Here is a 25,126-nt window from a genome sequence, read left to right as displayed (position 1 = left end):
TCGACGCACGATCCGACCGTGGGAGGGGGCAGGGCCCGGCGGGATCGGGCAACCACGGTCCCGGCGACTACGATCGTCCAACCATGACGGTCGAGCTCTACGACACCACCCTCCGCGACGGCACCCAGCAGGAGGGCATCTCCCTGTCCGTGGAGGACAAGCTGCGGGTCGCCCGCACCATCGACGCGCTCGGGGTGCCCTACATCGAGGGTGGCTGGCCCGGCGCCAACCCCAAGGACACCGAGTTCTTCAAGCGGGCCGCCGCCGGCGAGCTGGAGCTGACCACCGCCACGCTCGTCGCCTTCGGCATGACCCGCAAGCCCAACCGCGAGGCCGCCGGTGACGAGAACCTGGCCGCACTGCTCGAGGCCGCCACCCCGATCGTGACCCTGGTCGGCAAGTCCGACATCCGCCACGTCACCCACGCGATCAACACCACCGGCGAGGAGAACCTCGCCATGCTGCAGTCCTCCTTCGAGCTGATCCGCGGCGAGGGACGGCGCGCCTTCTACGACGCCGAGCACTTCTTCGACGGGTACCGGCGCGACCGGGCCTACGCGCTGGACGCCCTCCGCGCCGCCATCGCCGGCGGGGCCGAGTGCGTCGTGCTGTGCGACACCAACGGCGGCATGTTGCCCCGCGAGGTCGAGGCGGTCGTCTCCGACGTCATGGCCGAGGTCGGGGGCGACGGGCCCGGCCGCGCCCAGGTGGGCATCCACGTCCACAACGACACCGACTGTGCGGTCGCCAACTCGCTGATCGCCATGGACGCCGGCGTCACCCACGTCCAGGGCACCCTCAACGGCATCGGTGAGCGGACCGGCAACGCCAACCTCTCCTCGATCATCCCCAACCTGACCCTCAAGAAGGGCATGACCGATGTCGTCGGCGAGGGGGCCGTCGGCCGCATCACCCACATCGCCCACCAGGTCGCGGAGATCATGAACCTCTCCGTGCCGCCCTCGGCCCCCTACGTCGGCAACGCCGCGTTCGCCCACAAGGCCGGACTGCACGTCTCGGCGCTGGCGAAGGACACCGACCTGTACCAGCACGTCGACCCGGGCAGCGTCGGCAACCGGATCCGCCTGCTCGTCAGCGAGCTCGCCGGCCGCGCGACGGTCGTGATGAAGGGCGCCGACATGGGCCTGGACCTCGACTCCGCCGACGCGATGGCGATCCTCGAGCGGGTCAAGGAGCTGGAGCACCTCGGCTACTCCTTCGAGGCCGCCGACGCCTCCTTCGAGCTGCTCGTGCGTCGTCACACCGGCCAGGACGTCGACCGGTTCGTGCTGGAGTCCTTCCGCACCATCGTCGAACGGCGCGAGGACGGCAGCATGGTCGCCGAGGCCACCGTCAAGGTGTGGGTCGGCGACACCCGCTTGATCGGCGTGGGGGAGGGCAACGGCCCCGTGTCGGCGCTCGACCATGCCTTCCGAGCGGCGATCGGCGGGGTGCTGCCGCTCGACGAGCTGCACCTGGCCGACTACAAGGTGCGCATCCTGGACGCGCAGGCCGGCACCAACGCCACGACACGCGTGCTGATCACCTCCAGCGACGCCGACCACGAGTACACGACCGTCGGTGTGGACGCCAACATCATCGAGGCATCCTGGCAGGCCATGTCCGACGCCTACACCGCGTCGCTGCTGGCCCGCGAGAGCTGATCCCCGTCGCCGCGACATGAGCAGGATCCAGCGCCTCATCGGGCGCCTCCCGCCACGCGTCCGGGGTGCGGTGCAGGTCCTGGTCGACACCGGCAAGGAGTCCGCAGACGACCGGGTGACCGGCCTCGCCGCCGAGATCGCCTTCTGGATGCTGCTCAGCCTGCCGCCCCTGCTGCTGACCGTCGTCGCCTCCGCCGGGTTCGTCGGTGACGTGCTCGGCACGGACGTCGAGGTGCAGCTGATCACCCAGATGGTCGATCTGGCAGCTCAGGTGTTCGCCACCGACACCGTCGACGCAACCATCCGTCCGACGCTGGAGAGCCTGCTGACGGAGGGGTCGGGGTCGGTGGTGTCGTTGTCGTTCCTGACGACGTTGTTCTCCGCCAGCCGTGCCCTGCGGGTGGTCGTGCATGCGCTGACCATCGCCTACGACCTGGAGGACACGCGGCCCGGCTGGGTCAGCGTCCTGCTGGGCTTCGGCTTCACCCTCGTGATCTTCCTCGGCGGGCTGGTCGTGATCCCGCTGGTCGTCGCCGGCCCGCGGATGGGCGAGATCATCGAGGACCGGCTGGGCGTGCAGTTCCTGCTCGCCGAGACGTGGCGGTTCCTCTACTGGCCGGTCGCCATCCTCCTCGGGACGGCCCTGCTGGCGGCCCTGTACCACTGGGCCACGCCCTGGCGGACCCCGTTCCACCGCGAGCTGCCCGGTGCGGTGCTCGCGGCGGTGCTCGGGTTGCTGGCCAGCCTGGGGTTGCGGACCTACACCAGCTTCGCCTTCGGCGGTGAGGCCGTGTACGCGCCGCTGGCCGCACCACTGGCCATCCTGCTGTGGGTGTGGCTGCTGGCGATGTCGTTGCTGATCGGCGGCGAGCTGAACGCCGAGATCGAACGTGCCCACCCCGCCGGTGACCCGCCGCCGGACGTGCCGACCCTCGGGCAGATGGGACGCCGGGCGGTCACCGAGGTCCGACGGCTGCGCAACAACGGCACGTCCGACGGGCAGGGGTGAGGGCCGGGGGCGGGGCCGGGGGCGGGACCTGAGGGGCGCGGCGCACATCCGGCGCCGGGCGTGCCATCATCGTGGGCCATGCGCTTCGTCCGAGTCTCCCGCCCCGACGGCCCCGCCTGGGCCGCACTCCACGCCGACGGCCAGCACGTCATCCTCCTGCAGGGCAACCCGTTCAGCGAGTACACGCTGACCGAGATGGTCGCCCCGATGGAGAAGGTCACCCTGCTGCCACCGGTGCTGCCCACCAAGCTGCTGTGCGTCGGCAAGAACTACGCCGCCCACGCCGCGGAGATGGGCGGGGACGTGCCGGCGCAGCCGCTGATCTTCTCCAAGCCCTCCACCGCCGTGATCGGCCAGGACGGCACGATCGTCCTGCCGACGCAGAGCGAGGAGGTCCACCACGAGGCCGAGCTCGCGATCGTCATCGGTGCGGTCGCCCGCAACGTGCCGGCCGCCGACGCCCACAAGGTCATCATGGGCTACACCTGCGCCAACGACGTCACCGCCCGCGACCTGCAGCGCAGCGACGGCCAGTGGACGCGGGCCAAGGGGTTCGACACGTTCGCCCCGCTGGGCCCGTGGATCGACACCGACTTCGACCCGTCGTCGGGTGCGAAGGTCCGCTGTCGCGTCAACGGCGAGGCCCGCCAGGAGGGCTCGCTGGACGACCTGGTCTTCGGGGTCGGCGAGCTGGTGGAGTGGTGCTCGTCCTTCGCCACGCTGCTCCCGGGCGACGTCATCCTGACCGGCACCCCCTCCGGCGTCGGCCCGCTCGCCGACGGCGACACCGTCGAGGTCGAGGTCGAGGGCCTGGGCATCCTCCGCAACACCGTCACCGCGGCATAGCCGGACCGGCCGGCCCGGGCGGCGGGGTGGCCCTGGCGGCGGGGTGGCCCGGCTCGGTCGGCGGGGTGGCCCGGCTCGGCCCGGGCGCGCCGGCTCGGCCCGGGCGCGCCGCCCGAATTGTTCACCTTGGCCACGTGTCGGGCTGAGGTGCACGAGACGGCTCGGGTCTCGTGCAGCTCAGCCACGTGGGGCACTGAAGTGCACAACTCCTGGTCGGCCCCGCCGTCTCGTGGTCGGCCCCGCCGTCGCCCCGGCCGCGGTGGTCGGCCCCGCCGTCGACCCGGCCCCGCCGTCGACCCGGCCCCGCCGTCGCCCCGGCCGCGGTGGTCGGCCCCGGCCGCGTGACCGGGTGGGCGGCGTCGTCGGCCCGACTACCATGCGGCCCCCATGAGCACTCCTCTTCGCGTCCGGTTCTGTCCTGCCCCGTCCGGCTGGCTGCACGTCGGTGGTGCCCGCACCGCCCTGTTCAACTGGCTGTGGGCCCGTCGCCACGACGGCACCTTCGTGCTGCGCATCGAGGACACCGACGCCGAGCGGGCGACTCTGGAGTCCGCGGCCGGCATGATGCAGGCGCTGGACTGGCTCGGCCTGACCTGGGACGAGGGGCCCGCGATCGGCGAGTTCGAGGCACGCGGTGACCACGGTCCCTACCTGCAGTCCCAGCGCCGCCCCCTCCACGACGCGGTCGCTCGTCGGCTGCTCGAGGCCGGCCACGCCTACGAGGCGTTCGAGACCCCCGAGGAGCTGGAGGCGCTGCGGGCGTCCAACCAGCCCTACAAGACCGGCCACCGCGACCTGACCGACGAGCAGCGTGCCGCCTACCGGGCCGAGGGTCGCGAGCCCGTCCTCCGAGTCCGCACTCCCGACGAGGGCGAGGTGTCGTGGGAGGACGGCGTGCGCGGCACGGTGACCTTCCAGTGGGCCGAGATCGGCGACTTCGTCATCACCCGCGCCGACGGCTCGCCGACCTACCAGCTGGCCAACGTCGTCGACGACATCGCCCAGGGCGTCGGGTTCGTCGCCCGAGGTGAGGACCTGCTGTCGGCCACCCCCCGACAGATCTTGATGACCCAGCTGCTGACCGCCGACGGGATCCTCGACGCGGCCCTGGCCGACGTGGACTTCCCCGCCCGCGAGGACGCCTGGCCCGACTCCCTCACCTACGCCCACATGCCGCTGCTGGTCGGCGAGGACCGCAAGAAGCTGTCCAAGCGGCACGGCGACGTCGCGATCGAGGCGTTCGAGGCCGAGGGCATGCTGCCCGACGTGATGATGAACTTCCTGGCGCTGTGCGGCTGGTCGCTTGACGGCACGACCGAGCGGTTCACCGTCCCGGAGCTCGTCGAGGCCTTCTCCTTCGATCGGGTCAACCCCAGCCCCGCGTTCTTCGACACCGCCAAGCTGCGGTCCCTCAACGGCGATGCGATCAAGGCCATGTCCGACGCCGACTTCGCCGCAGCGCTCGTGCCCGTCTTCCAGCGCGCCGGCCTGGTGGCCGACCCGGCGCCCGAGGCCGACGTCGCGCTCATCGCCGCCCTCGCCCCGCACCTGAAGGACCGTTCGCAGACCCTCAACGACGCCGTGCCGTTCGTCGCGTTCGCCTTCCGCGACGAGGTCGAGTGGGACGACAAGGCGATCAAGAAGTGGCTCAAGCCGGCCGCCGGGGACGTGCTGGACTTCGTCACCCCTCGCCTGGAGGCGCTGGAGTCCTGGGACGCCGAGTCGATCATGGCCGTCTTCACCGAGGCGACGGAGGCCCTGGAGGTCGGGATGGGCAAGGCCATGCAGCCCGTCCGCGTCGTCGTGACCGGGTCGGCCGTCAGCCCGCCGCTGCCCGAGACCCTGGCCGCCCTGGACCGCGAATGGGTCCTGGCACGTGTCCGCGACGGCCGATCGAAGGTCCAGGCAGGGGAGTAGCCTTCCCGCCGTGGCGGCCGACTCCATCACCGATCCCGACGCCTCCCGCGCAGCTCGGCTCCGCTGGGGCCTGGGCGACGCCGCGTGGGGGATCGGCGGGCTTGCCTTCATGGCGCTGCTGGTCGTCCTCGGGCTGACCGCCTTCGACGTGATCGAGGGGTGGGCCTGGCCGACCGTCGCTGCCGGTGTCGTCGGGCTGGGCCTGGGTGCGATCGTGCAGCGAGGCATGGAGGACCCGGTGGTGCACGGTTCCGAGCTGCGCTTCACCTCCGCGGAGGAGGACGGCCCGCCGGCCGCGCTGGTCCCGATCGCCGCCCGTCAGGACGCGCTGGCGGTTCGCCTGCTCGCCGCCGTGGGGGCGCTGGACGGCGCCGAGGGGGATCCGTCGCTGGTGGAGGTCGTCCTCGCCGGCCGGCGGGTGGCCTACCTGTCCGCCGTCAACCTGCGTGACGCCGTGCCGTTGCTGGCGGAGGCAGAGGCGGAGATGGTGGAGGACATGCTGCTCGACGACTCCGTCGTGCCGGAGCGGGAGGTCGGCCTCGTCGACGGGGTCACGGCGCTGCAGGACCGCGTCGAGCAGGCCCTGGCCGAGCTGGAGGAGCTGGTGGCCACGCTCGGACCGGTCCGACCGGGCAGCCGCGAGGACCGGCAACAACGGGCGCTTGAGGAGCTGTCGGCCCTCAACGACTGGGTGGCCCACCGCCAGCAGGCCCTCCGGAGCCTCTCGGGGGAGTCCGAGCCGCCGGAGGGTCGTCGCTCGACCGGCTGACCCGTCGGGTGCGGGCGCTGTGACTGCTGGCGCGAATCGAACACCTGTTCTACGCTGGGGGCATGAGCGCAACGCCGGTCATCGCCCGCCAGCCCTCCCTGCTCGACCTCGACGACGGGATCACCCACGACCCGTCGTTCGCCGACGTCCAACGGGTTCGCCTCGACCGGGGCGCGTGGGTCGACCTCTCCCGCGGGTGGGTCAGCGGGCACGAGTCGTTGTTCGAAGCGGTCCTGGAGGCCGCCGACTGGCAGGTGTGGACGCGGCCGATGTTCGACAAGGTGGTCGAGCAGCCCCGGTTGTCGGTCAGCTGGTCCGGCTCGGCCCTGCCGCCCGGGCTGGAGCCCATCAAGGCGATGTCGGCGTCGCTCTCGGCCCGCTACGGCGTGCCGCTGACCCGCGTGTCGGCCAACCTGTACCGCGACGGCTCCGACTCGGTGGCCTGGCACGGCGACACGCACCTGCGCACCCTGCCGACCGCGACGGTGGCCGTGGTGTCGCTGGGGCATCCGCGGCCGTTCAAGATGCGTCCCCGCGGTGGGGGCAGGAGCGTCGGCTGGTCGCTCGGCCGCGGGGACCTCGCCGTCATGGGCGGGACCTGCCAGCGGACGTGGCAGCACGCCGTGCCCAAGGTCGCGCGGTCCGGCCCGCGGATCTGCGTCATGTTCCGTACCGAGGACTGGGACGGTGGCGGCGGTCGACCGCCGTCGGCACGGTGACCCGCGCACAACCCCTCCCCCTGTCACTGCTCGGATGTCCGGGCAGCAGAACGGCCGCTCGATAGCTGGGTCGAGCGGCCGTTCGTGTTGTGTAGTCCCGAGGAGATTCGAACTCCCGTTTCAGCCTTGAGAGGGCCGCGTCCTAGGCCAGCTAGACGACGGGACCATATGTCGAGCGCGGTTCGGTGCTTGCCGTTCCTTGCTCTGCTTGTGCCGGGTGAGTGTTGTGGCTCACCCTCGCTCCGGGGGAAGGACTTGAACCCTCAATGACTGGACCAGAACCAGCTGTGTTGCCAATTACACCACCCCGGAAAGGGTCCGCCACCTGCCTGACTTGGGCGGCGGCGGATGCAAGAGAGTAGCAGCGCCTCCCCGAGTCGTCCAACTCGGGAGTCGGGTTTGTTCCTCGGATCACGAGCGCGCCCTGTCCGGACGGTCCGGTCGGCCCTGTTCGTGGCAGGCTTGCCGCCACCATGTCGCTGTTCCTGCTCGCCCTGGCCGGGGCGGTCCTGCCCTGCCTCCTGTGGCTGTGGTTCTTCTACAGCCGCGACCGCCACGATCCCGAGCCCATCGGGCTGATCATCAGGCTGTTCCTCATCGGTGCGCTGCCGGTGGCGTTCGTGGCCGGGGTCGTCAACGCGGTGGCGCTGCTCGTCATCGCCGGCGGGGACCTGTCGGGGGAGCGGGCGCTGCTCCTACTGCCCGTCCTGGCCATCGGCATCGCGCCGGTGACGGAGGAGACGCTGAAGTACTGGGGCACCAAGCTCGGGGCGTGGCGCAGCAGGGCCTTCAACGAGCCGATGGACGGGATCATCTACGGCACCACCGTCGGGCTGGGCTTCGCGGCGGCCGAGACGACGGACTACCTGATCCAGGCGTGGATGGGCGTCGGGCCGTTGGGCTCGCCGATCGACTTCTGCGACGCGGGGCTGGAGTGCTTCGCGGTGACCGCGTTCCTTCGGGGGATGGGATCGGCGGTGCTGCACGCCACCGCCAGCGGCATCGCCGGCTACGGGATGTCGCGGCGTCGGCTGGAGGGCCGCCCGGTCACCACGGCGATCGGGTTCGTCCTGCTGGCGATGCTGGTGCACGCCCTGTGGAACACCGCCAGCTTCCTTGTCCTGGTCATCCCCGTCGTCGTCTACGCCCAGCTGGTCAAGGGTGCGCTCGAGCGCTCCCCGTTCGTGGCTCGCGCCGTCGTGCCCGAGCGGTACTGGGTCCCCGAGCGCTTCGGCGTCCCGGGGACGTGGCCGACCGGCGGTGAGCCGGTCCAGTGGCGCGGCGGCCCACCACCGCCCGGTTCGCGGCCCCCGACGTGGCCCGAGCCCCCTCCTCCCCATCCAGGTCCGCCATCCCGACGCCCGGACGGGCCGCCGAGGCCTCCCGGTCGCCGTCCTCGAGGCTGACCACGGGCCGCAGGGTGGTCGAGCGGATCGTGCCGGTCGTCGGCCATGGACGACGGAGGCCCCGATCGCGCCGAACGGGAGGCCCACCAGCCGGACGGATCGTGCCGGTCGTCGGCCATGGACGACGGAGGCCCCGATCGCGCCGGTCGCCACCCGACGCACACGGCGCCGCGGGAGGGGTTACTCCGCCGGGGTGGGCGGGCGGAGGAGGAGGGCGCCCAGGGCCACGGCCAGGACGATGCCGGCGGCGCTGACGACGCCGCGGAACTGGCCGATCCCGCTGAGGATGGCAAGGGCACAGACGGCCAGTCCGACCCAGCGTGCCCACGCCGCACCGCGCCACAGCCCCCACGCCAGCACCGCGAAGACGAGGGTGCCCACGCCGAAGGCCACGACGGCCGGGGGAACGGCGCCGCCCTGGGGGCCGATGCGGGACAGCAACGGCACCGTCACCCCCGTGTGGGCGATCCCCAGCAGCAGGTTGCCGAAGGCGGCGATCCCGGCGATGACGGCGGCGGTCCGAGAGCTCGTGAGTGCGTTCACGAGCTCAAGCGTACGCTGGTGGACATGGCCGATCAGCAGCCCACCGCCCCCACCAGCAGCCCCGCCGCGAACGACCCCACGCTCGACCTCGCGGAGGAGCTCAAGCAGGCGTTCGCCGCGCTCGGGCCGGCCGACATCCCGGTGGAGGACAAGCAGCGCTGGCAGCAGCGGCTGATCGCCATCACCAACTCCTCCAAGCACGACGTCGCGACCGCCGCTGGCCGCATGGAGCGCTACTGGCAGGAGTGGGAGGACACCGTCGGGCCGCGTACCCCCGCGAGCCCCCCCGCCTGACCCGCTACAGCGAGACGAGCTGGAGGTTGGTGACGCGCCGATCGTCGTCGCTGCCCTCCAGGTCGAAGCGCACGCGCTGGCCGATCCGCAGCTCGGCGAGCGCGGAGGCCTGGAAGGTGGCGGTGTCGTAGGTGAACTCGGTCATGTCGTCCAGGACCAGGCTGCCCGACCGGGTGCCGTGGTCGAACGATTTGATCGTGCCCTGCGGCATCGCATCTCCTTGAGTCGTTGGGCCGGACGTCGGCCCGTTTCGGGTCAGCGGTGAGGGTACCGCTCGACCGGCCCGGTCTCCGAGTCGACGGACCCGCGGCCGCCCGCCGTCACTGCCCGCCACCCGCCGGCGAGGGCGATGTCGCTCGGCCGGTCCAGGTCCAGGGCCAGCCCGGGGAGGAGGAGGCGACGCACGGGCACGCCCACCCGCCGGGCAGCGTCGACGTGGGCGTCGGCTGACCCGGGCCCGTAGCACGGCGGCACGACCCCTCCCGGCGCACGCAACAGGCCACCGGTGCCACCGTCCGCCGTCGGGCACACGACCACTCCGGGGACACCCGGGAGCGCGTCGACCATGGCGTCGAGGTCCTCGGCGGTCACCAGGGGCAGGTCGGCGGGGATCACCAGCGTCGCAGTGTCGGCCAGCGAGGCGTCCGCCTCGGCCAGCGCGGCGTTGAGCCCGCCGGGCCCGGGGGTCTCCCGGACCACCGACGCGCCGGACATCATCGCCCAGGCAGCCCCACGGTCGTCACCGACGACGACCAGCACCTCGGTCACGGCCACACATCGCCTGGCGGCCGCAACGACCCGGTCGAACGTGCGGCGCAGCAGCAGCGCCCGGTCGTCGGGGGACAACGCCGGCGCCATCCGCGTCTTGGACGAGCCGATGGCCTTCAGCGGCACGACCGCCACGACCGCCGGAGGGGGGCGATCGCCAGCGACTCGGTCCGGACAAACCACGACCGGGAGCCTACGTCGCTCCCGGTCGTGTCAACGCATCCTCGTGCTGGCGTCAGCCAGCCCGACGGGCACGGGCCCGACGCGGGACCCAGCCCAGCAGCAGGCTGACCATGATCCAGCCGGCCACCGCGTACCACAGCCACGCCGGCATGCCGCCGTCGTCGTCGCCCATCGCGAGCTCCGGTGCCATGAACGAGGCCAGCGCCGGGGTGGTCGCCGCACCGTCGGGGATCTCGGGTCCGTCGAACTCCGCGCAGGCGACCTTGTTGCCGTCGGGGTCGTGGATGACCACCGAGCGGGCGTCGTTGCCGGCGATGGCGAACGCCGTGTCGGTGCCGCGACCCACGCCGACCGCGTCGGAGGTGAAGCGCGGGTGGATCTCGTTGGGCGGCATCATCGATCCACCGGGCACGAACTGGAAGTGGTCACCGCCGGCCACGTCGCACGAGTCCACGTGAAGGTGGACCGGCGCGAAGGTGTTGGCCGGCATGCCCTCGACCAGGACCTCGACCTCGGTGGTGCCGTGGATGGTCCGGACCATCGTGGCGGTGCCGGTGACGCCGGCGTAGGCCTGGTCGACGTCGGGGAGCGGGGCGAAGGATCCGGTGGACACGAAGGTCCCGTGCGACCGGTCTCCGCGGACGTCGCCGGTGACGCCGCCGGTGGCGGTGAGGATGGTGTCCTCCACCTCCTGGCTGACGGCGGCGGTCCCACCGGCGATGCGGATGTGCTCGAGGATCGAGTTCTTCTCGGTGATGTAGTCGAGCACCGGCGACTCGCCGTCCAGCGAGGCCGGCACCTGCAGCAGGACGCCCTCGTCGACGGCGGCAGCCGCGGCTGCGCCGAGCGCGTCCGGCCAGTTGTCGACCGTGGCGATCCACAGCTCCGTGTCGTCCTGGCCGATCTGCACGCCGAGCTCGGCCATCATCGCGGACGTCTCCACCGCGTCGGCCCCTGCGGTCCGTTCGATGTCGACGATGCGGGGCTGCACGACCGGCAGCTGCGCCATGACCGCGTCGGACACGGCCGACCCGACCAGGCGGATGTCGACCATCAGGCCGCCCTCGAGGAAGGTCTCGAGCTCGGGGGAGATGGTGTCGGCCGACGTCAGCAGCACGGGCCGTCCGACGAGCGCACCGACGGCGGAGGCCGACAGCGCGGAGGCGAAGTCGCCACCCTCCACGAGGAAGGCGTTGCCGGAGCCGATCATCCCGGCGATCAGGGTGGCCGTCTCGAAGCGGTTCGCGCCGCCGACGCGGGTGATCTCGCGGATCCCCAGCGCCTCGAGGTCGGCGACCACGGTGTCGGACAGGGCGGCCGTCTCACCGAGCAGCCAGACACGCTGGGCACCCAAGCGGGTGATCTCCTCGGCGACGCGGTCGTCGAGGCCGCCGGTCGGGGTGATCAGCAGGGGGGCCTCGAGGTGCGCCGCCAGCGGGGCACCGGCAAGGGCGTCGGCGAAGTTGTCGGCCGTCGCCAGCACGACGTTGGCGGACTGACCCGGGAAGGCCTCACGGGAGGTCATCAGGTTGGTCTCGATGCGCTCGGCACCGGCCAGGCGGTCGACCGTCGGCCCCTCCGGGGTGCGGTCCGCCGGCGGCTCCGGGGTGGAGAACCAGTTGCAGCCGGGCGGGTTGGGCTCGCTGCCACGGGAGTAGGAGGCGCACTGCGCGGCCGTGACGATGCCCGGTCCGGGCGTGAACGGCGGACGGGGGTCACATCCGGGCAGCGGGATGCCCGGGACCTGGAACACACCCGACCCGTCGCCGACAGCGGTGGTGGGGGCCCCACCGTCGATGCCGACGTTGTCGGTCCAGCAGTTCCCCTCGCCCTCGCCGTCCCACACCATGTCGGTGCCGTTGGGCTGGGCCAGGCCGTTGATGTTCACGCCGTAGGTCGACCCGCGCCAGGTGTTGAAGTTGGAGGTGTCGAACTGCTTGTCGGGGGCGTCCTCGCCACGAAGGGTCGCCGGCACGAAGAACTGGAAGGTGCCCTGGCGCCAGTTGTCGTAGACGCGGTTGTTCTCGAAGAGGTTGTAGTTGCCGCCGGCCAGCACCAGGCCGGTCCCGACGGGAAGGGGCACCACCGGGCAGACGATCCCCTCGTCGTAGTCGCGCTCGCTGAACGGACCGGTGCACTTGCCGGCCAGCAGGTCACGCTCGTAGTAGCCGGTGTTGTTGGAGTGGAACAGGTTGTCGTGGAAGTAGGCGTGGTCCTGCGGCAGGCCGGGGTGGTCGGGGAACAACGAGTCGGTCGCCGCGCCGACGAGGTTGCGGTCGAACTCGTTGTGGTGGGTGTGCACGGAGTTGCCGGCGGTGCCGGAGTAGCCGAGGGTGTTGTGGTGGCCACGGCAGCCGCGGATCTCGGTGCCGAAGCGCAGGCCCTCGTTGTCGTCGAAGAGGCCCGCGTCCTGGTTGAGGTCGGTCGCCGACCCCGGGTAGATGGCGGAGTCGCCGTTGCCGTACCCCTCGCAGTTCTGGTACAGCCCGTGGTCCACGGCGAAGGACAGGAACCCGTACTCGTCGTTCCAGCGGGTGATCATCTCCTCGAAGACGAACCCGTCGGACTCGATGATGTACACGGCGTTGAACTCGAACCGCTGGACGGTGAAGTTCCGCAGGTACAGCCCGTCGGCCCGGTCGGCGCGGATGCCGTTGAGCTGGGAGTAGTCGCCGTCGATCACGGTGTCAAGCGGTGAGGCGCCGGTGCCCTCGATCTGCAGGTTGCACAGCGCGTTGTCGCAGACCGAGTCACCGTCGGTGTCGCCGAGGATCGGGATGAGGTTCTGCAGGAACGGGCACTCCCGCTGCTGCTCGTAGGACAGCACCAGCGCGCCGGGGTTGTTGTTGCCCTCGTCCTCGGTGGGGTCCTCCTGCTGGTACAGCTCGTGCTGCTGCATCGGCGGCAGGGGGATGGCGCCGATGTCCATGATGCCGCCGCCCTCGTCGTCGGCGGGGGGCTCGATCTCGAGGCACGCCGGGTCGACGGCGCCCACGTAGGGCTCCTCGCGGTACACGCCGGGCATCACCAGGATGCGGCTGCCCTGCTCGCCGTTGGCCTCGACCTCGGCGATCGCCTCGTTGATGTGCTCGAACGCACAGTCCTCCAGCAGCGCCTCGTTGCGGGTGCGCAGCGCATCCGGCAGCACCTGCAGGCGCGCCTCGGTGTCGGGCTTGCACACCACGTGGGTGTCCCCGTCGAAGCGGTACGCCGGTGTGCCCAGCGCCCCGGCGGGGAACTCCGCCGGCCGTTCGGGGTGCGCCGCCACGGGGGCAGCGACCAGCAGCGACGCCAGCAGGCAGGGAACGAGGGCTAGCAGCAGAAGACGTCTGTGCACGAAGAGACCTTTCGGGTGACCGCGACGACCCCTCCCGGGCCGACCGTCGGCAGGGTAACCCGACGGTGGGACAATGGACAGGAGAAGTGGACTGTCGCTCCACATTGTCGGGTCGGCGACACGGTCCGGCGCGACGGGTCGGCCGGTCGGGCCAGCGTGGGTGCTGCCGTCGAGGTCGGCCTCGCCCGTAGACTGCGGACCCGGCGGCGACCCGCCGACGACGCACCCGCGTTCTGCCAGTCGACCCCGAGGAGGCCAGCCGTGACCACCGCCGTTGCGGTCATGGGCGCGGGGTCCTGGGGAACCGCCTTCGGGTCGATCTGCGCCGACACCGGCGCCGAGGTGCGGCTGTGGGCCCGCCGGCCCGAGGTGGCCGACACGATCAACGCGGGCCTCGGCAACCCCGAGTACCTGCCCGACATCGGGCTGAACGAGGCGTTGCGGGCCACCCCCGACCCGGAGGAGGCGCTGGCGGGTGCCGACATCGTGGTCCTCGCCGTCCCCTCCCACGCCCTCGTCGACTCCCTGGCCGCATGGCGTGCCCTGGTCCCGCGCGACGCCGTGGCGGTCAGCCTGGTCAAGGGCATCGCGCTGGACACGGGCCGCTGGGCCAGCGAGGTCATCCGCGACGCCTGGGACCTGCCCGACGAGCGCGCGGTCGTCGCCAGCGGGCCGAACCTGGCCCGCGAGTGCGCCCAGCGCTTCCCGTCCGGGACGGTCGTGGCCGGGCCCGACGAGGCGATCTGCGCCCGGGTGCAGGCGATCTGCCACACCCCGTGGTTCCGGGTCTACACCAACCCCGACCGCACCGGCGTGGAGGTGGGCGGTGCCGTCAAGAACGCCATCGCCCTCGCCGCCGGCATGGCCGACGGGATGGGCTACGGCGAGAACACCAAGGCGATGCTGCTGACCCGCGGCCTGGCGGAGATGACCCGCCTGGGCCTCGCGCTCGGCGGACGGGCCATGACCTTCGCCGGGCTGGCCGGCATGGGCGACCTGGTCGCCACGTGCACCAGCACCCAGTCGCGCAACCGCCACGTCGGCGAGCAGCTGGGCCGGGGACGGCCCCTCGCGACGATCATCGACGAGATGAACATGGTGGCAGAAGGAGTGAAGTCGTCCCCCGCGATCGCACGCATCGCGCGGGACCACGATGTCGAGATGCCGATCGTGGAGCACGTCGTCCGTGTCCTCCACGATGGGCTCGACCCGCAGGACATGGCCGTGGCCCTCATGGGACGATCTCCCAAGTCGGAGTTCCACGGCATGGAGGAGGCACGAGGATGAGCCAGGAAACCGACGACACGCAGACGGCGGACAAGCCGCGCGTCCTGGTCCTGTTCGGGGGCCGATCCAGCGAGCACGAGGTGTCGTGCCTGTCGGCCCGGGGGGTGCTGTGGGCCATCGACCCCGACATCTACGACGTCGTCAGCGTCGGGATCACCCGCAGCGGCCGCTGGACGCTGATGCCACACGGCGTGCCGCGGACCCGCGAGGGCACCCTTCCGGCGGTGCCCGAGGACGGCGAGACGGTGACGCTGGTCCAGACGCGCGTCGGCCCGCGCCTGATGCTGCTGCCCGACGACGTCGAGGCAGGGGCCGAGGACGTCGTCGACGCCGACCGGGGTCGCACCGTCGACCTCGGCGGGATCGACATCTGCTTCCCGGTGCTGCACGGCCCCTACGGGGAGGACGGCACCATCCAGGGGCTGCTGGCCAGCGTCGGGGTGCCCTATGTCGGCGCTGACGTGGCCGCCAGCGCCATCGCGGTGGACAAGCGACAGATGAAGCACGTGTTCGCCGCGGCCGGGCTGCCCCAGGTCGCCCACGACGTCGTTCGCCGTGCCGACTGGGAGCGCGATCCGGAGGGTGAGCTCGCCCGGATCGAGGGGCTGCTGGAGTACCCGGTGTTCACCAAGCCGGCCCGTCAGGGGTCGTCGATCGGCATCAGCCGGTGCACCGACACCGCCAGCCTCCGTGCCGGGGTGGAGGATGCGCTGGGCTACGACCGGGTGGTCATCGTCGAGCGTGGCCTGGACGGCGTCCGCGAGCTGGAGTGCGGCGTCATCGGCAACGACGACCCCGTCATCACCGCGCCGGGCGAGACGATCCACACGGGTGCGTCGTTCTACGACTTCGACGCCAAGTACCTCGAGCCGGTCAAGCTGCAGTGCCCCGCCGACGTGCCCGACGACGTGATCGAGCGCTGCCGTGATTACGCCGCGCAGGCCTACGACGCCGTCGGTGCCCGCGGGCTGGCCCGCGTCGACTTCTTCTACCTGCCCGACGGGGACGAGGTGCTGGTCAACGAGATCAACACGATCCCCGGCCTGACCCCGCAGTCGATGTTCCCGCCCGTGTGGGAGGCCCAGGGGATGGCGTTCCGCCAGCTCATCGACCGCCTGCTGGCCTACGCGATGGAGGCCAGCGAGGAGTCGCTCCGCTACTCGCCCTGATCGGTGTGCCGGGAGAGGATGTGACGGGCTCGAAACGAGCCGGTCCGTCCCTTCCCCTCGGTGTTAGTGTCGACGGATCAGCGTCTGTGAGGGGCGCGCGTCACCGAGGGAAAGGACGCCGAAGATGAGCGACTACCAGCAGGGGTCGAGCGGCCCACCGCCCACTCCGTTCGGGGGGCCGAGCGGTGCGACCGCCGCCCCACCGGGTTCGCCGCAGGCCTACAACCCGGCACCACAGGCACCCCCGCAGGGCCACGCCCAGGCGTACGGGCAGCCTGGTACAGGCGGGCAGCCGGCCTACGGCGCCGGCGGGTTCGCCCAGCAGGCGGAGAAGGGGAAGGGCGACCCCATCGCGTGGCTGACGGTCGTGTCATCGGTCCTGCTGGTCGTCGGCACGTTCCTGCCGTGGATCGACCTCGGCCCGATCACGCTGACCGGCCTGGACGCCGACGACGGCGTGATCGTCATCGTCCTGGCCGTGATCCTGCTGATCTGCGGTGTCGTGCGGGCATTCCTGCGGTTCCGCTGGGTGTCGATCGTGGGGCTGCTGTTCGCCCTGTTCACGCTGCTGGCCGTCGTCATCGACGTGGGCAGCGTCAGCGACGTCGGGGCCACCGTCGGCATCGGCCTGTGGCTGTGCCTCGTCGGTGCGGTCGGCGCCACGTTGGGCACCGCGATCACGCTGCGCAAGACCTGACCACGGGCGTCCGGCCGCTGCCGAGGGGGGCGGCCGGGGGCCGGTGCGTCAGGGCTGGCCTAGAGGTGCACGACCGGGCACGTGAGCGTCCGGTCGATGCCCTCGATGGACTGCACGCGGGCGACGACCAGCCGGCCGAGCTCGTCCATGTCCTTGGCCTCCGCACGCACCACGACGTCGTAGGGGCCGGTGACGTCATCGGCGGCCTTCACCCCGGGGATCTCCGCGACCGCGGCCGCGACCTCGGCGGCCTTGCCGACCTCGGTCAGGATGAGGATGTAGGCGGAAACCACGGGTCTGTCCCTTCGCTGGTGGGCATCACGGCTGCCGGTCGACCTCGAAGAACAGGCGGATGGTCGTCCGGTACTCCCGTTCCCCCTCCGCGTCGACCCCCACGCCCACGGCCAGGACGTCCAGGCGCATGATGCGCCGCAACGTCCGGCCGGCTTCGCGCACGGCATCCTGAGCGGCGTCGTCCCAGCCGATGCTGGAGACGCCTTCGAGTTCGATCGAGTTGAGGACCGGCATGTTCGGCAGATCCTACGCCACGACGTCCACGGTGCGCGCAGGCGATCGCGCCATACTCCGCTGATGACCTCCAGGGGCGAGTTCCAGCGGCTGGCCGACCTCGGCCGTCACCTCGCGGGCAGCAGCCCGGCGGTGCCCGTCGGCGTCGGCGACGACGCGGCGGTCGTGCGGATCGGCGAGCAGGACGTCGTCGTCTGCGTGGACGTGATCGTCGACGGGGTGCACTTCCGCACCGACCTGTCCTCACCTGCCGACGTCGGCTGGAAGGCCATGGCGGTCAACGTCAGCGACCTCGCCGCGATGGGGGCGATCCCGCACGCGGCGGTGGTCGGGCTGCAGCGCACCGCGGCGCTGACCGAGGAGGTCATCGACCAGCTGTACGCCGGCATGGCCGAGGCCGGCCGGGAATGGGGAGTGGCCATCGTCGGCGGCGACACGGTGACCGCGCCGGTGTGGTCGGTCTCCCTCACCGCGCTGGGTCGCCCGGCGGCGGACCGGTCGATCACCCGTGCGGGTGCCCGTCCCGGCGACCGCCTGGTGCTGGTCGGGACGCTCGGGGCGGCGGCGACCGCGCTGTGGGCCGACGGCGAGGGCGTGGCCGTGCCGCCGGACCTGCTGGCCGCGCATCGTCGACCGCGCGCCCTCCCCGCCTCCGGGGTGGCCCTGGCCCGAGCCGGTGCGACGGCGATGATCGACATCTCCGACGGGCTGGGCGCCGACGCCGGGCACCTCGCCCGCGCCTCCGCCGTGGACCTGCACATCGACCGCACCGCCGTCATGGCCGCCGTCCCCTCCACCGCGGTCGACCTGCTGCCCGACCACCTGCTGCACCGCGTCGCGCTGGGCGGCGGCGAGGACTTCGCGTTGCTGGCCACCGTCCCCGCCGACCACGCCGATGCCGTCGCCGAGGCGCTGGACGCCACCGCCGAGGCACCCTGGCGCTGGATCGGCACCGCCGGGACCTCGGGGGAGGAGGGGACCCCAGCCGTCTGGCTCGACGGCCTCGGCGGCCCCGACCGCATCGACACGTGGGGCTACGACCACGGGTGAGCCGGGTGATCGGCGAAGCCGGGTGGAGGGTCAGAACGGTGGGGCGTAGTGGAACCGGCCCGTGGGGTGGTCGGGCACCAGCGGGCGGACCTGGAAGTGGACGCCCCACGCCGGGTCGGGTGCCTCCACGCCCACGTCGGTGGAGGTGACGTAGCCGAACCGGGCGTACCAGGCCGGGTCGCCCAGCAGGGCCAGCAGCGTCTCGCCGGCATCGGTGGCCAGCCGGGTCACCGTGGTCATCAGCGCCGCGCCGACCCCGCGCCCCTGCACGGCCGGCAGCACGCCGATCGGCCCGATGCCCACCGCCGGGACCCCGCCGGCGGACCCCGACCCCACCCAGCCCCGCGAACAGGCGACGTGGCCGACGACGCGGTCGTCGACCTCCGCGACCAGCGTCACCCCCTCCAGCAGGTGCCCGCCGTCGCGCAGCGCCGCGACCAGCCCGACCTCCATCGGCTCATCGGCACCCTCCGGCACGGGGAACGCGGCACGGTGCACCGACGCCACCGCCTCGGCGTCCCCGGGCATCTCCGGCCGCAGCATCAACGTCACCTCGTCCACGCCCAGAGGGTAGGTCAGTCCGGCCGGTCGTCCGGGGCGAGCAGGTGGCGGAGCACCCGCTGGGGGTCGTCCAGGACGGTGCGCCAGAGGGCGACGGCGTCGACGTCCTCCCACTCCACGACGTCGATCCCTCCGGCGTGCAGCTCGTGGATGACCGCACTCGGGTAGGCCATCAGCAGCGGCGAATGGGTGGCCACGACGAACTGCGCCCCGTCGGCGACCGCCTGGTGCATCATCGCCAGCAGGCGCAGCTGCCCCTGGATCGACAGCGCCGACTCGGGCTCGTCCAGGACGTACAGGCCGTCGCTGCGCATCCGTTCCTCCACCAGCAGCAGGAACGACTCGCCGTGGGAACGGGCATGCAGGTCGGGGAACATCGCCGCCACCCCGGACACCGGGTCATCGTCCTCGGCGATGTGGCTGGCCATCCCGTAGAAGGTCTCGGCTCGCAGGAACCAGCCCCACCGCGGCCGGGTGCGCCACACCAGCCGCAGGTGATCCGACAGGTCGCTGTGCGTGTCGTGGGTCCCGAACCGCAGGTTGCGGCTGCCGCCCTCGGCGTTGAACCCCGCGGCGACGGCGATCGCCTCGACCAGGGTCGACTTGCCGGTCCCGTTGTCGCCGACCAGCATCGTCACGTCGCCCAAGCGCAGGTCCGCCACGCGCCGCACCGCCGGCAGGGTCCACGGGTATCCGTCCGTCGGCGCGTCGTCGCCGAGGCGGACATCGGTCAGGTACGCCACCACAGTGTGGACGGTACAGCCGGCGCGTCGCACCCCGGCGCTACCGTGGACGGCCATGGCAACCACGTCCTCCGACCTGCCGGTCGTCCTGACCATCGCCGGCTCCGACTCCGGTGGTGGGGCCGGCATCCAGGCCGACCTGAAGACCTTCCAGGAACACGGCGTCTTCGGCACCTCCGTCATCGTCGCCCTGACCGCCCAGAACACCGTGGGCGTGCACGGGGTCCACGAGGTCCCCGCCGACTTCGTCACCGCCCAGCTCGACGCCGTCGCCTCCGACATGGACGTCCGTGCGACCAAGACGGGGATGCTGGCCAGCAGCGAGCTGGTCCACACCGTCGTCGACGGCATCCGCCGGCACGGCCTGACCAACGTCGTGGTCGACCCCGTCGCCGCCAGCAAGCACGGCGATGCGCTGCTGGCCCCCGAGGCGCTGGCGACCGTCCGCGACGTCCTGCTGCCCGTCGCCACGATCGTCACCCCCAACCTGGGCGAGGTGGCGCTGCTGACCGGCGTGGAGGTCACCGGCACCGACGACCTCGACAAGGCCGCCGAGGCGATGAAGGCGCTCGGGCCGCAGTGGGTGCTCATCAAGGGCGGGCACCTGCCCGACAACGCCGAGGCCGTCGACCTGCTGTTCGACGGCGAGCGGATGATCGAGATCGCCACGGCCCGCTCGGCGTCGACCGACACCCACGGCACCGGCTGCACCCTCTCCTCCGCGATCGCCGCCAACCTGGCGAAGGGCATGGACGTCCCGTCGGCGGTCCAGGTCGCCAAGGACTACATCACCGGCGCGATCAGCCACGGCCTGCGGATCGGGGCGGGCATCGGCCCGGTCGACCACGGCTGGCAGCGCCGCCCTGTGCCCGCCACCGACGTCGCGCAGGCGTAACGGCCCCACGAGCGCACGTGTCGCCCTCCCTGTCCCTCGACGACCCGGTCACCGACGTCCCGGGCGTCACCGCTCGCCTGGCAGGTGACCTGGCCGCCGACCCCTTCCGCATCGAGACGATCCGCGACCTGGTCTGGTACCTGCCCAGGCAGGGGGCCTACCGCGACCTCGGCGCCCTCGTGCCCATCGCCGAGCTCGAGATCGGCAAGCCGGCGACCGTCGTGGCCACGCTGGTCCGCTGGGACAAGGTCTTCCCGCAGAAGCGAGGCCGCGGCGGCAAGAAGCTGACGATCCAGAAGGCGACCCTCCGCGACGAGCAGCGCGGGACCATCACCGCGTCGTTCTTCAACCAGCCGTGGCTGCCCGGCAAGCACGCCGAGGGCAGCAGGGTGGCGATCTCCGGCACGGTGGAGAAATGGCGCACCGAGCTGCGGATCAAGGCCCCGAAGATGACGTCGCTGGACGACGACGTGGTGGCCAGCGACCTGGAGGAGAACCAGTTCGTCCCCGTGTACAAGGCCACCGAGAAGGTGTCCTCGCCACGCATCGCCCGGCTGGTCCAGCAGGCCCTCGAGCTGCTGCCGACGATATCCGACCACCTGCCCGATGACCTGCGCAGCCGACACGAGCTGGCACGCCTGGACTGGGCGCTGCGGACCATCCATTCCCCGCCGGACCAGGCCGACCTGGCGATCGCCCGCGAACGGCTGGTCTACGACGAGCTGCTCGTCCTGCAGCTGGTCCTCCAGCGACGCCGAATCGAGCTGGAGTCCGACGCCGTCGGCCTGATCCACCACCCCGTCGCCATGGGCGCGGTCGACGCGTTCCGGTCCTCGCTGCCGTTCGCCCCCACCCGCGACCAGGAGCAGGCGTTCGACGAGATCGACGCCGACCTCGCCGAGAGCGCCCCCATGCACCGGCTGCTCCAGGGCGACGTGGGGACCGGCAAGACGATCGTGGCCGCCCACGCCATGCTCCGTGCCGTCGACGCCGGACGGCAGGCCGTCCTGATGGCCCCGACCACCGTCCTGGCCGAGCAGCACCTCGTCACCTTCCAGGCGCTGATGGAGAAGGTGATGATCCCCGCGCTCGGCCGGCCACCCCGGGTGCACCTGCTGACCTCCGCGATGCCGAAGTCCTACCGGGCCCGCGTCATGTCCGACGTCGTGTCCGGCGACTGCGACCTCCTGATCGGCACCCACGCGATCCTCGAGGACAACGTGGCCTTCGCCGACCTCGGCGTGGTCGTCATCGACGAGCAGCATCGCTTCGGCGTCGAGCACCGGGCGGCCCTGGCCAGCAAGCGGCCCGACGGGGCCTCACCCGACGTGCTGGTCATGACCGCCACCCCGATCCCGCGGTCCCTGGCGCTGACCATCTACGGCGACCTCGACGTCACCGTCCTGCGCAACCGGCCGGGCGCGGACACCATCACCGTCCGCACGGAGGTGATCGAGTCCCACTCCGACCGGCGCGAGAAGCTGTATGCCTTCGTGCGCAGCGAGGTCGACGCCGGTCGCCGTGCCTACGTCGTCTGCCCGCTGATCGACCCCTCCGAAGCGCTGGAGAAGGTGACCTCGGCGGTGGAGATGCACGAGGAGCTGGCCGAGGGGCCGTTCAGGGGCTACGAGGTGGGGCTCATGCACGGCCGCATGTCGGCCGAGGACCGCGACGCGGTCATGAAGGCCTTCCGCGACGGCACCGTGCCGATCCTCGTCGCCACGACCGTCATCGAGGTCGGCGTCAGCGTCGACGAGGCGTCGGTGATGATCATCGAGGACGCTGACCGCTTCGGGATCTCCCAGCTGCACCAGCTGCGCGGCCGCCTGTACCGCGGCTACCCGACCAACTTCTGCGTGCTGTTCGCCGAGGATCCGACGGACAACCCGCGGCTGGCGGCGCTGGCCGCCAGCGACGACGGGTTCGAGCTGGCGGAGGAGGACCTCAAGCTGCGGCGCGAGGGCAAGCTGTTCGACACCGCCCAGACCGGTGAGGGGGACCTGCGCATCGCCTCGGTGGTCAGCGACGTCGACGTCGTGGCCCGCACGCGCGACGACGCCAGGGCGCTGCTCGAGGCCGACCCGGACCTCGACGCGCACCCGGCGCTGCTGGCCGAGGTCGGCCGCCGCTGGGACGCCGCCGACTTCGGGGTGCTCGAAGCGGGTTGACCGAACATCCTTCACTGGGTGATGCTGAACGCGCAGTTCGTGCCTCTTGGTGCCGATGGACCTCGCGGACAGACATTTCTCGCGTGATCGGTCGAACGACTGCGCGAAACGGGAGGGGCAGCACCGATGGTGACGCAGGACCGGACGACGAGGGCATCGAGCGACGCGGGGGCGCGGGCCGCTCGGCAGACGGGCAGATGGGCCGCACGGTGGGACGACGTGCCGATCACCGGCAAGGTCGCGGCGGTCGTCTCGATCCCCCTCGCCCTGCTGCTGCTGACCGCGCTCGTGCTGGTCTCGACCGCATCGGCCGCCCGGTCGCACGCGGCCATCGACGTCCAGTTCGCGGCCATGAGCGAAGGGGCCTATCACCTGTTCCTCGGGCTGGAGCAGGCCGAGGGCGCTGCCCACGAGATCGGCCACGGTCGAGCCGAGGGCGACATCGCCGCACGCGACGCGAGCCTCGACCGGGCCCGAGACGGCCTCCAGCGGTTGGGCACGATCGATCGCACGCTGACCGCACGCCTGAGCTTCCACGTCGTGCACGAGCTGGCCGAGCACGTGATCGCGTCGCTCGCCGCGGTCGAACCCTCGACTGACCTCGACGTCGACGAGCTGGACACCGGGCACGAGCACGACGTGGTCGCCGACGCCCTCCAGCAGCAGGTCGAGGCCAGCCTCGGTGACGGCTGGCAGCGGCTGGAGACGGCACGGGACGCCGCCGACCGGGACGCGCAAGTCCTCCGCTGGCTGGCCGTCGCGCTGCTGGTGGGCGTGGCCGGCGCGCTCCTGGCCGCCCGGTCCTTCGGCACACGGCTGGCGAACCGGATCGTCCGGCTGCAGGACGACGCCGCACGGCTGGCCGAAGAGACGGCGCTGGCCGCGCCGGAGGAGGACTGGCCCGACGACGAGCTCGGCCGCTGCGCCGGCGCCGTGCACCGGGCCAGCCGCCTGCTCGCCAAGCGGGCCCAGCAGGCCCAGGCGGCCTCGCGGGCCACGACCGCGTTCCTGGCCAACGTCAGCCACGAGATGCGCACCCCCATGAACGGGGTGCTCGGGATGACCGCACTCCTGGACGTCACCGACCTCGACGCCGAGCAGCAGCAGCACGTCGGGATCATCCGGTCCTCGGCCGAGTCGATGGTCGAGCTGCTCAACGAGCTGCTCGATGCGTCCAAGGTGCAGGCCGGCACGTTCGGCATCCGCGAGGAGGTGCACGATCCCGGCGAGGTCATCGGCGAGGCGGTCGGCCTGTTCGAGGGCATGGCCGCCGACAAGGGCACCGACCTGTCGGTACACCTCGAACCCGACCTCCCACGGCTCGTCCTCGGCGATCCCCAGCGCCTGCGACAGGTCGTGCTGAACCTCGTCGGCAACGCCGTCAAGTTCACCGAGGGTGGACGGGTACTCGTCTCGGCCGGCGTCAGGCCCGGCGAGCAGGGACGGACGATCTCCGTGGCGGTGTTCGACACCGGCGGAGGGATCCCCGCGGACATGGTCGACGTGATCTTCGACAGCTTCGTGCAGGTCCAGGACGACGACTCGTCCACGGTGGCGGGCACCGGCCTCGGCCTGTCGATCGCCAAGAAGCTGGTCGAGCGCATGGGCGGCACGATCGGGGTGCGCAGCAGCGTCGGCCACGGCAGCTGCTTCTGGTTCGTCCTGCCCTTCGGCGAGGTGGCCGACCAGCCGTCCCCACCCGTCCCCGACACCGTGGAGCCCGCTGTCGAGGTGTCCGCCACCCCGCTGCGGCTGCTCGTGGCCGACGACAACGAGATCAACCGGCGGGTCGCCCGTGGGCTCCTGGGGGCGCTCGGCCACGAGGTCCTGCTGGTCGGCGACGGGAGAGAGGCGGTCGAGGTGGTGCGCAACGTTCCCATCGACGCGGTCTTCATGGACGCCCAGATGCCGATCATGGACGGGGTGACGGCGACAGCCGCCATCCGCGCCCTGCCCGGCCCCGAGTCGGCCACCCCGATCATCGCCATGACCGCCAGCGCCCTCGACACCGACCGCGAGCGGTTCCTCGCCGCCGGCATGGACGACTGCGCCTTCAAGCCGCTCGTGTGGGACGACCTTCGTGCCGTCCTCGAGCGGGCCGTCATCAGCCACGTCCACGCCACCACCCCCGACGAACCCCACGACGACACCCACGAGGACCCCGTCGAGGACCCGCTCGACCAGCGCATCCTCCACGGGCTGGTCCTGCTGCACCGCTCCGGCCAGCGCCTCGACGAGCTGCTGGACGGCTTCGAGCTGCGCGCGAGGGAACGCCTGCGGGAGATCACGTCTGCGGCAGCCCGCGGCGACGCCCACACCGTGGCCCAGGCCGCGCACAGCCTCCGCGGCAGCAGCGGCAACCTCGCCGCTGGCCGGCTGGCCGCCACGGCCGAACGCGTCGAGCTGTCCGCCGAGGAGGGCGACCTCGACGTGGTCGAGTCGCTGACCCGGTCCATGCGTGAGGAGCTGGTGCTGGTCATGCACCTGCTGCGCGCGACGTTCGGGGTGCCGACCGGGGTCAGGTGATCCACCGGACGGGCGGTCGCCGTGACGGACGTGCGGCCGGCGCCTAC

Annotated in this window: 23 protein-coding genes and 2 tRNA genes; 15 read left to right on the top strand and 10 right to left on the bottom strand. The window is 72.0% G+C overall.

The genetic code is table 11. The features are described 5' to 3' along the window. The first annotated feature begins 83 nt into the window (after nucleotides 1-83). The 6 genes from cimA (at nucleotide 84) to CUC05_RS21830 (ending at nucleotide 6,924) form a co-directional block, all read left to right on the top strand. Nucleotides 84-1,664: a citramalate synthase gene (cimA, locus tag CUC05_RS21855; protein WP_108668264.1), complete on the top strand. Its 1,581-nt coding sequence runs from the start codon at nucleotides 84-86 to the stop codon at nucleotides 1,662-1,664. A 16-nt stretch (nucleotides 1,665-1,680) separates the two neighbouring features. Beyond that, nucleotides 1,681-2,673 (top strand): YihY/virulence factor BrkB family protein, encoded by a 993-nt coding sequence (locus CUC05_RS21850; protein WP_108668263.1) that lies wholly within the window; start codon nucleotides 1,681-1,683, stop codon nucleotides 2,671-2,673. A 78-nt stretch (nucleotides 2,674-2,751) separates the two neighbouring features. Next, on the top strand, nucleotides 2,752-3,519 hold the full coding sequence (locus CUC05_RS21845; RefSeq protein WP_108668262.1) for a fumarylacetoacetate hydrolase family protein: 768 nt from the start codon (nucleotides 2,752-2,754) through the stop codon (nucleotides 3,517-3,519). 387 nt (nucleotides 3,520-3,906) lie between these two features. Further along, the gene (locus tag CUC05_RS21840) at nucleotides 3,907-5,436 is read left to right on the top strand and encodes a glutamate--tRNA ligase (RefSeq protein WP_108668261.1); all 1,530 of its coding nucleotides are present in this window, start codon (nucleotides 3,907-3,909) and stop codon (nucleotides 5,434-5,436) included. 10 nt (nucleotides 5,437-5,446) lie between these two features. After that, entirely contained in the window at nucleotides 5,447-6,205 is a 759-nt protein-coding gene (locus CUC05_RS21835) for a hypothetical protein (RefSeq protein ID WP_108668260.1), read from the top strand. Between the two features lie 62 nt (nucleotides 6,206-6,267). Beyond that, the gene (locus tag CUC05_RS21830) at nucleotides 6,268-6,924 is read left to right on the top strand and encodes an alpha-ketoglutarate-dependent dioxygenase AlkB (RefSeq protein ID WP_108668259.1); all 657 of its coding nucleotides are present in this window, start codon (nucleotides 6,268-6,270) and stop codon (nucleotides 6,922-6,924) included. Nucleotides 6,925-7,016: 92 nt separating this feature from the next. Here the strand turns inward: CUC05_RS21830 and CUC05_RS21825 are convergent. Further along, a tRNA-Glu gene (locus CUC05_RS21825) sits at nucleotides 7,017-7,090 on the bottom strand. A gap of 74 nt (nucleotides 7,091-7,164) precedes the next feature. Continuing rightward, nucleotides 7,165-7,236, bottom strand: a tRNA-Gln gene (locus tag CUC05_RS21820). A gap of 161 nt (nucleotides 7,237-7,397) precedes the next feature. Between CUC05_RS21820 and CUC05_RS21815 the strand changes: the two genes are divergently transcribed. Further along, on the top strand, nucleotides 7,398-8,330 hold the full coding sequence (locus tag CUC05_RS21815) for a PrsW family intramembrane metalloprotease (RefSeq protein ID WP_108668258.1): 933 nt from the start codon (nucleotides 7,398-7,400) through the stop codon (nucleotides 8,328-8,330). 180 nt (nucleotides 8,331-8,510) lie between these two features. Here CUC05_RS21815 and CUC05_RS21810 read toward each other — a convergent pair whose 3' ends face one another. Beyond that, nucleotides 8,511-8,873: a hypothetical protein gene (locus tag CUC05_RS21810; protein WP_108668257.1), complete on the bottom strand. Its 363-nt coding sequence runs from the start codon at nucleotides 8,871-8,873 to the stop codon at nucleotides 8,511-8,513. Between the two features lie 24 nt (nucleotides 8,874-8,897). On the opposite strand from CUC05_RS21810, the gene CUC05_RS21805 reads away from it, so the two are divergent. Next, nucleotides 8,898-9,167, top strand: coding sequence for an SCO5555 family protein (locus CUC05_RS21805; protein ID WP_157965874.1), 270 nt, complete (start codon nucleotides 8,898-8,900; stop codon nucleotides 9,165-9,167). 4 nt (nucleotides 9,168-9,171) lie between these two features. Here the strand turns inward: CUC05_RS21805 and CUC05_RS21800 are convergent, their stop codons facing one another. The 3 genes from CUC05_RS21800 to CUC05_RS21790 are packed head-to-tail and all read right to left on the bottom strand — an operon-like array spanning nucleotide 9,172 to nucleotide 13,455. Next, on the bottom strand, nucleotides 9,172-9,378 hold the full coding sequence (locus CUC05_RS21800; protein ID WP_108668255.1) for a cold-shock protein: 207 nt from the start codon (nucleotides 9,376-9,378) through the stop codon (nucleotides 9,172-9,174). A 44-nt stretch (nucleotides 9,379-9,422) separates the two neighbouring features. Continuing rightward, nucleotides 9,423-10,118, bottom strand: a complete 696-nt coding sequence (gene cofC / locus CUC05_RS21795) for a 2-phospho-L-lactate guanylyltransferase (RefSeq protein WP_157965873.1) — start codon at nucleotides 10,116-10,118, stop codon at nucleotides 9,423-9,425. 52 nt (nucleotides 10,119-10,170) lie between these two features. Then, a complete protein-coding gene (locus CUC05_RS21790; protein ID WP_157965872.1) occupies nucleotides 10,171-13,455 on the bottom strand; it encodes a cell wall-binding repeat-containing protein in 3,285 nt (1,094 codons plus the stop codon). A 261-nt stretch (nucleotides 13,456-13,716) separates the two neighbouring features. On the opposite strand from CUC05_RS21790, the gene CUC05_RS21785 reads away from it, so the two are divergent. From CUC05_RS21785 to CUC05_RS21775, 3 genes are all read left to right on the top strand, one after another. After that, complete coding sequence (locus CUC05_RS21785; RefSeq protein WP_205712484.1) at nucleotides 13,717-14,742, top strand: NAD(P)H-dependent glycerol-3-phosphate dehydrogenase; 1,026 nt, start codon at nucleotides 13,717-13,719, stop codon at nucleotides 14,740-14,742. After that, the gene (locus CUC05_RS21780) at nucleotides 14,739-15,911 is read left to right on the top strand and encodes a D-alanine--D-alanine ligase family protein (protein ID WP_108668252.1); all 1,173 of its coding nucleotides are present in this window, start codon (nucleotides 14,739-14,741) and stop codon (nucleotides 15,909-15,911) included. Before CUC05_RS21785 ends, CUC05_RS21780 begins: the two co-directional genes overlap by 4 nt. Before the next feature lie 124 nt (nucleotides 15,912-16,035). Next, a complete protein-coding gene (locus tag CUC05_RS21775) occupies nucleotides 16,036-16,608 on the top strand; it encodes a hypothetical protein (protein WP_108668251.1) in 573 nt (190 codons plus the stop codon). 59 nt (nucleotides 16,609-16,667) lie between these two features. Here CUC05_RS21775 and CUC05_RS21770 read toward each other — a convergent pair whose 3' ends face one another. Both CUC05_RS21770 and CUC05_RS21765 read right to left on the bottom strand, forming a co-directional pair. Further along, nucleotides 16,668-16,901, bottom strand: coding sequence for an Lrp/AsnC ligand binding domain-containing protein (locus CUC05_RS21770; protein ID WP_108668250.1), 234 nt, complete (start codon nucleotides 16,899-16,901; stop codon nucleotides 16,668-16,670). A 25-nt stretch (nucleotides 16,902-16,926) separates the two neighbouring features. Further along, on the bottom strand, nucleotides 16,927-17,136 hold the full coding sequence (locus tag CUC05_RS21765; protein WP_108668249.1) for a dodecin family protein: 210 nt from the start codon (nucleotides 17,134-17,136) through the stop codon (nucleotides 16,927-16,929). A gap of 63 nt (nucleotides 17,137-17,199) precedes the next feature. On the opposite strand from CUC05_RS21765, the gene thiL reads away from it, so the two are divergent. Beyond that, nucleotides 17,200-18,186 (top strand): thiamine-phosphate kinase, encoded by a 987-nt coding sequence (gene thiL / locus CUC05_RS21760; protein WP_108668248.1) that lies wholly within the window; start codon nucleotides 17,200-17,202, stop codon nucleotides 18,184-18,186. Nucleotides 18,187-18,216: 30 nt separating this feature from the next. Here the strand turns inward: thiL and CUC05_RS21755 are convergent, their stop codons facing one another. Continuing rightward, nucleotides 18,217-18,747, bottom strand: coding sequence for a GNAT family N-acetyltransferase (locus CUC05_RS21755; protein ID WP_205712483.1), 531 nt, complete (start codon nucleotides 18,745-18,747; stop codon nucleotides 18,217-18,219). 14 nt (nucleotides 18,748-18,761) lie between these two features. Further along, nucleotides 18,762-19,490, bottom strand: a complete 729-nt coding sequence (locus tag CUC05_RS21750) for an AAA family ATPase (RefSeq protein ID WP_205712482.1) — start codon at nucleotides 19,488-19,490, stop codon at nucleotides 18,762-18,764. A 55-nt stretch (nucleotides 19,491-19,545) separates the two neighbouring features. Between CUC05_RS21750 and thiD the strand changes: the two genes are divergently transcribed. The 3 genes from thiD (at nucleotide 19,546) to CUC05_RS21735 (ending at nucleotide 25,079) form a co-directional block, all read left to right on the top strand. Next, a complete protein-coding gene (gene thiD, locus CUC05_RS21745; RefSeq protein ID WP_108668299.1) occupies nucleotides 19,546-20,385 on the top strand; it encodes a bifunctional hydroxymethylpyrimidine kinase/phosphomethylpyrimidine kinase in 840 nt (279 codons plus the stop codon). Nucleotides 20,386-20,402: 17 nt separating this feature from the next. Beyond that, complete coding sequence (locus CUC05_RS21740; RefSeq protein WP_170128083.1) at nucleotides 20,403-22,553, top strand: ATP-dependent DNA helicase RecG; 2,151 nt, start codon at nucleotides 20,403-20,405, stop codon at nucleotides 22,551-22,553. A 219-nt stretch (nucleotides 22,554-22,772) separates the two neighbouring features. Further along, on the top strand, nucleotides 22,773-25,079 hold the full coding sequence (locus CUC05_RS21735; RefSeq protein ID WP_157965871.1) for a hybrid sensor histidine kinase/response regulator: 2,307 nt from the start codon (nucleotides 22,773-22,775) through the stop codon (nucleotides 25,077-25,079). Nucleotides 25,080-25,126 lie beyond the last annotated feature (47 nt).

This window comes from Euzebya rosea (assembly GCF_003073135.1).
In the GTDB taxonomy this organism is placed as follows: domain Bacteria; phylum Actinomycetota; class Nitriliruptoria; order Euzebyales; family Euzebyaceae; genus Euzebya; species Euzebya rosea.
Note: the sequence above shows the minus strand (reverse complement) of the source record. Positions and strands in the feature narration are given on the sequence as shown.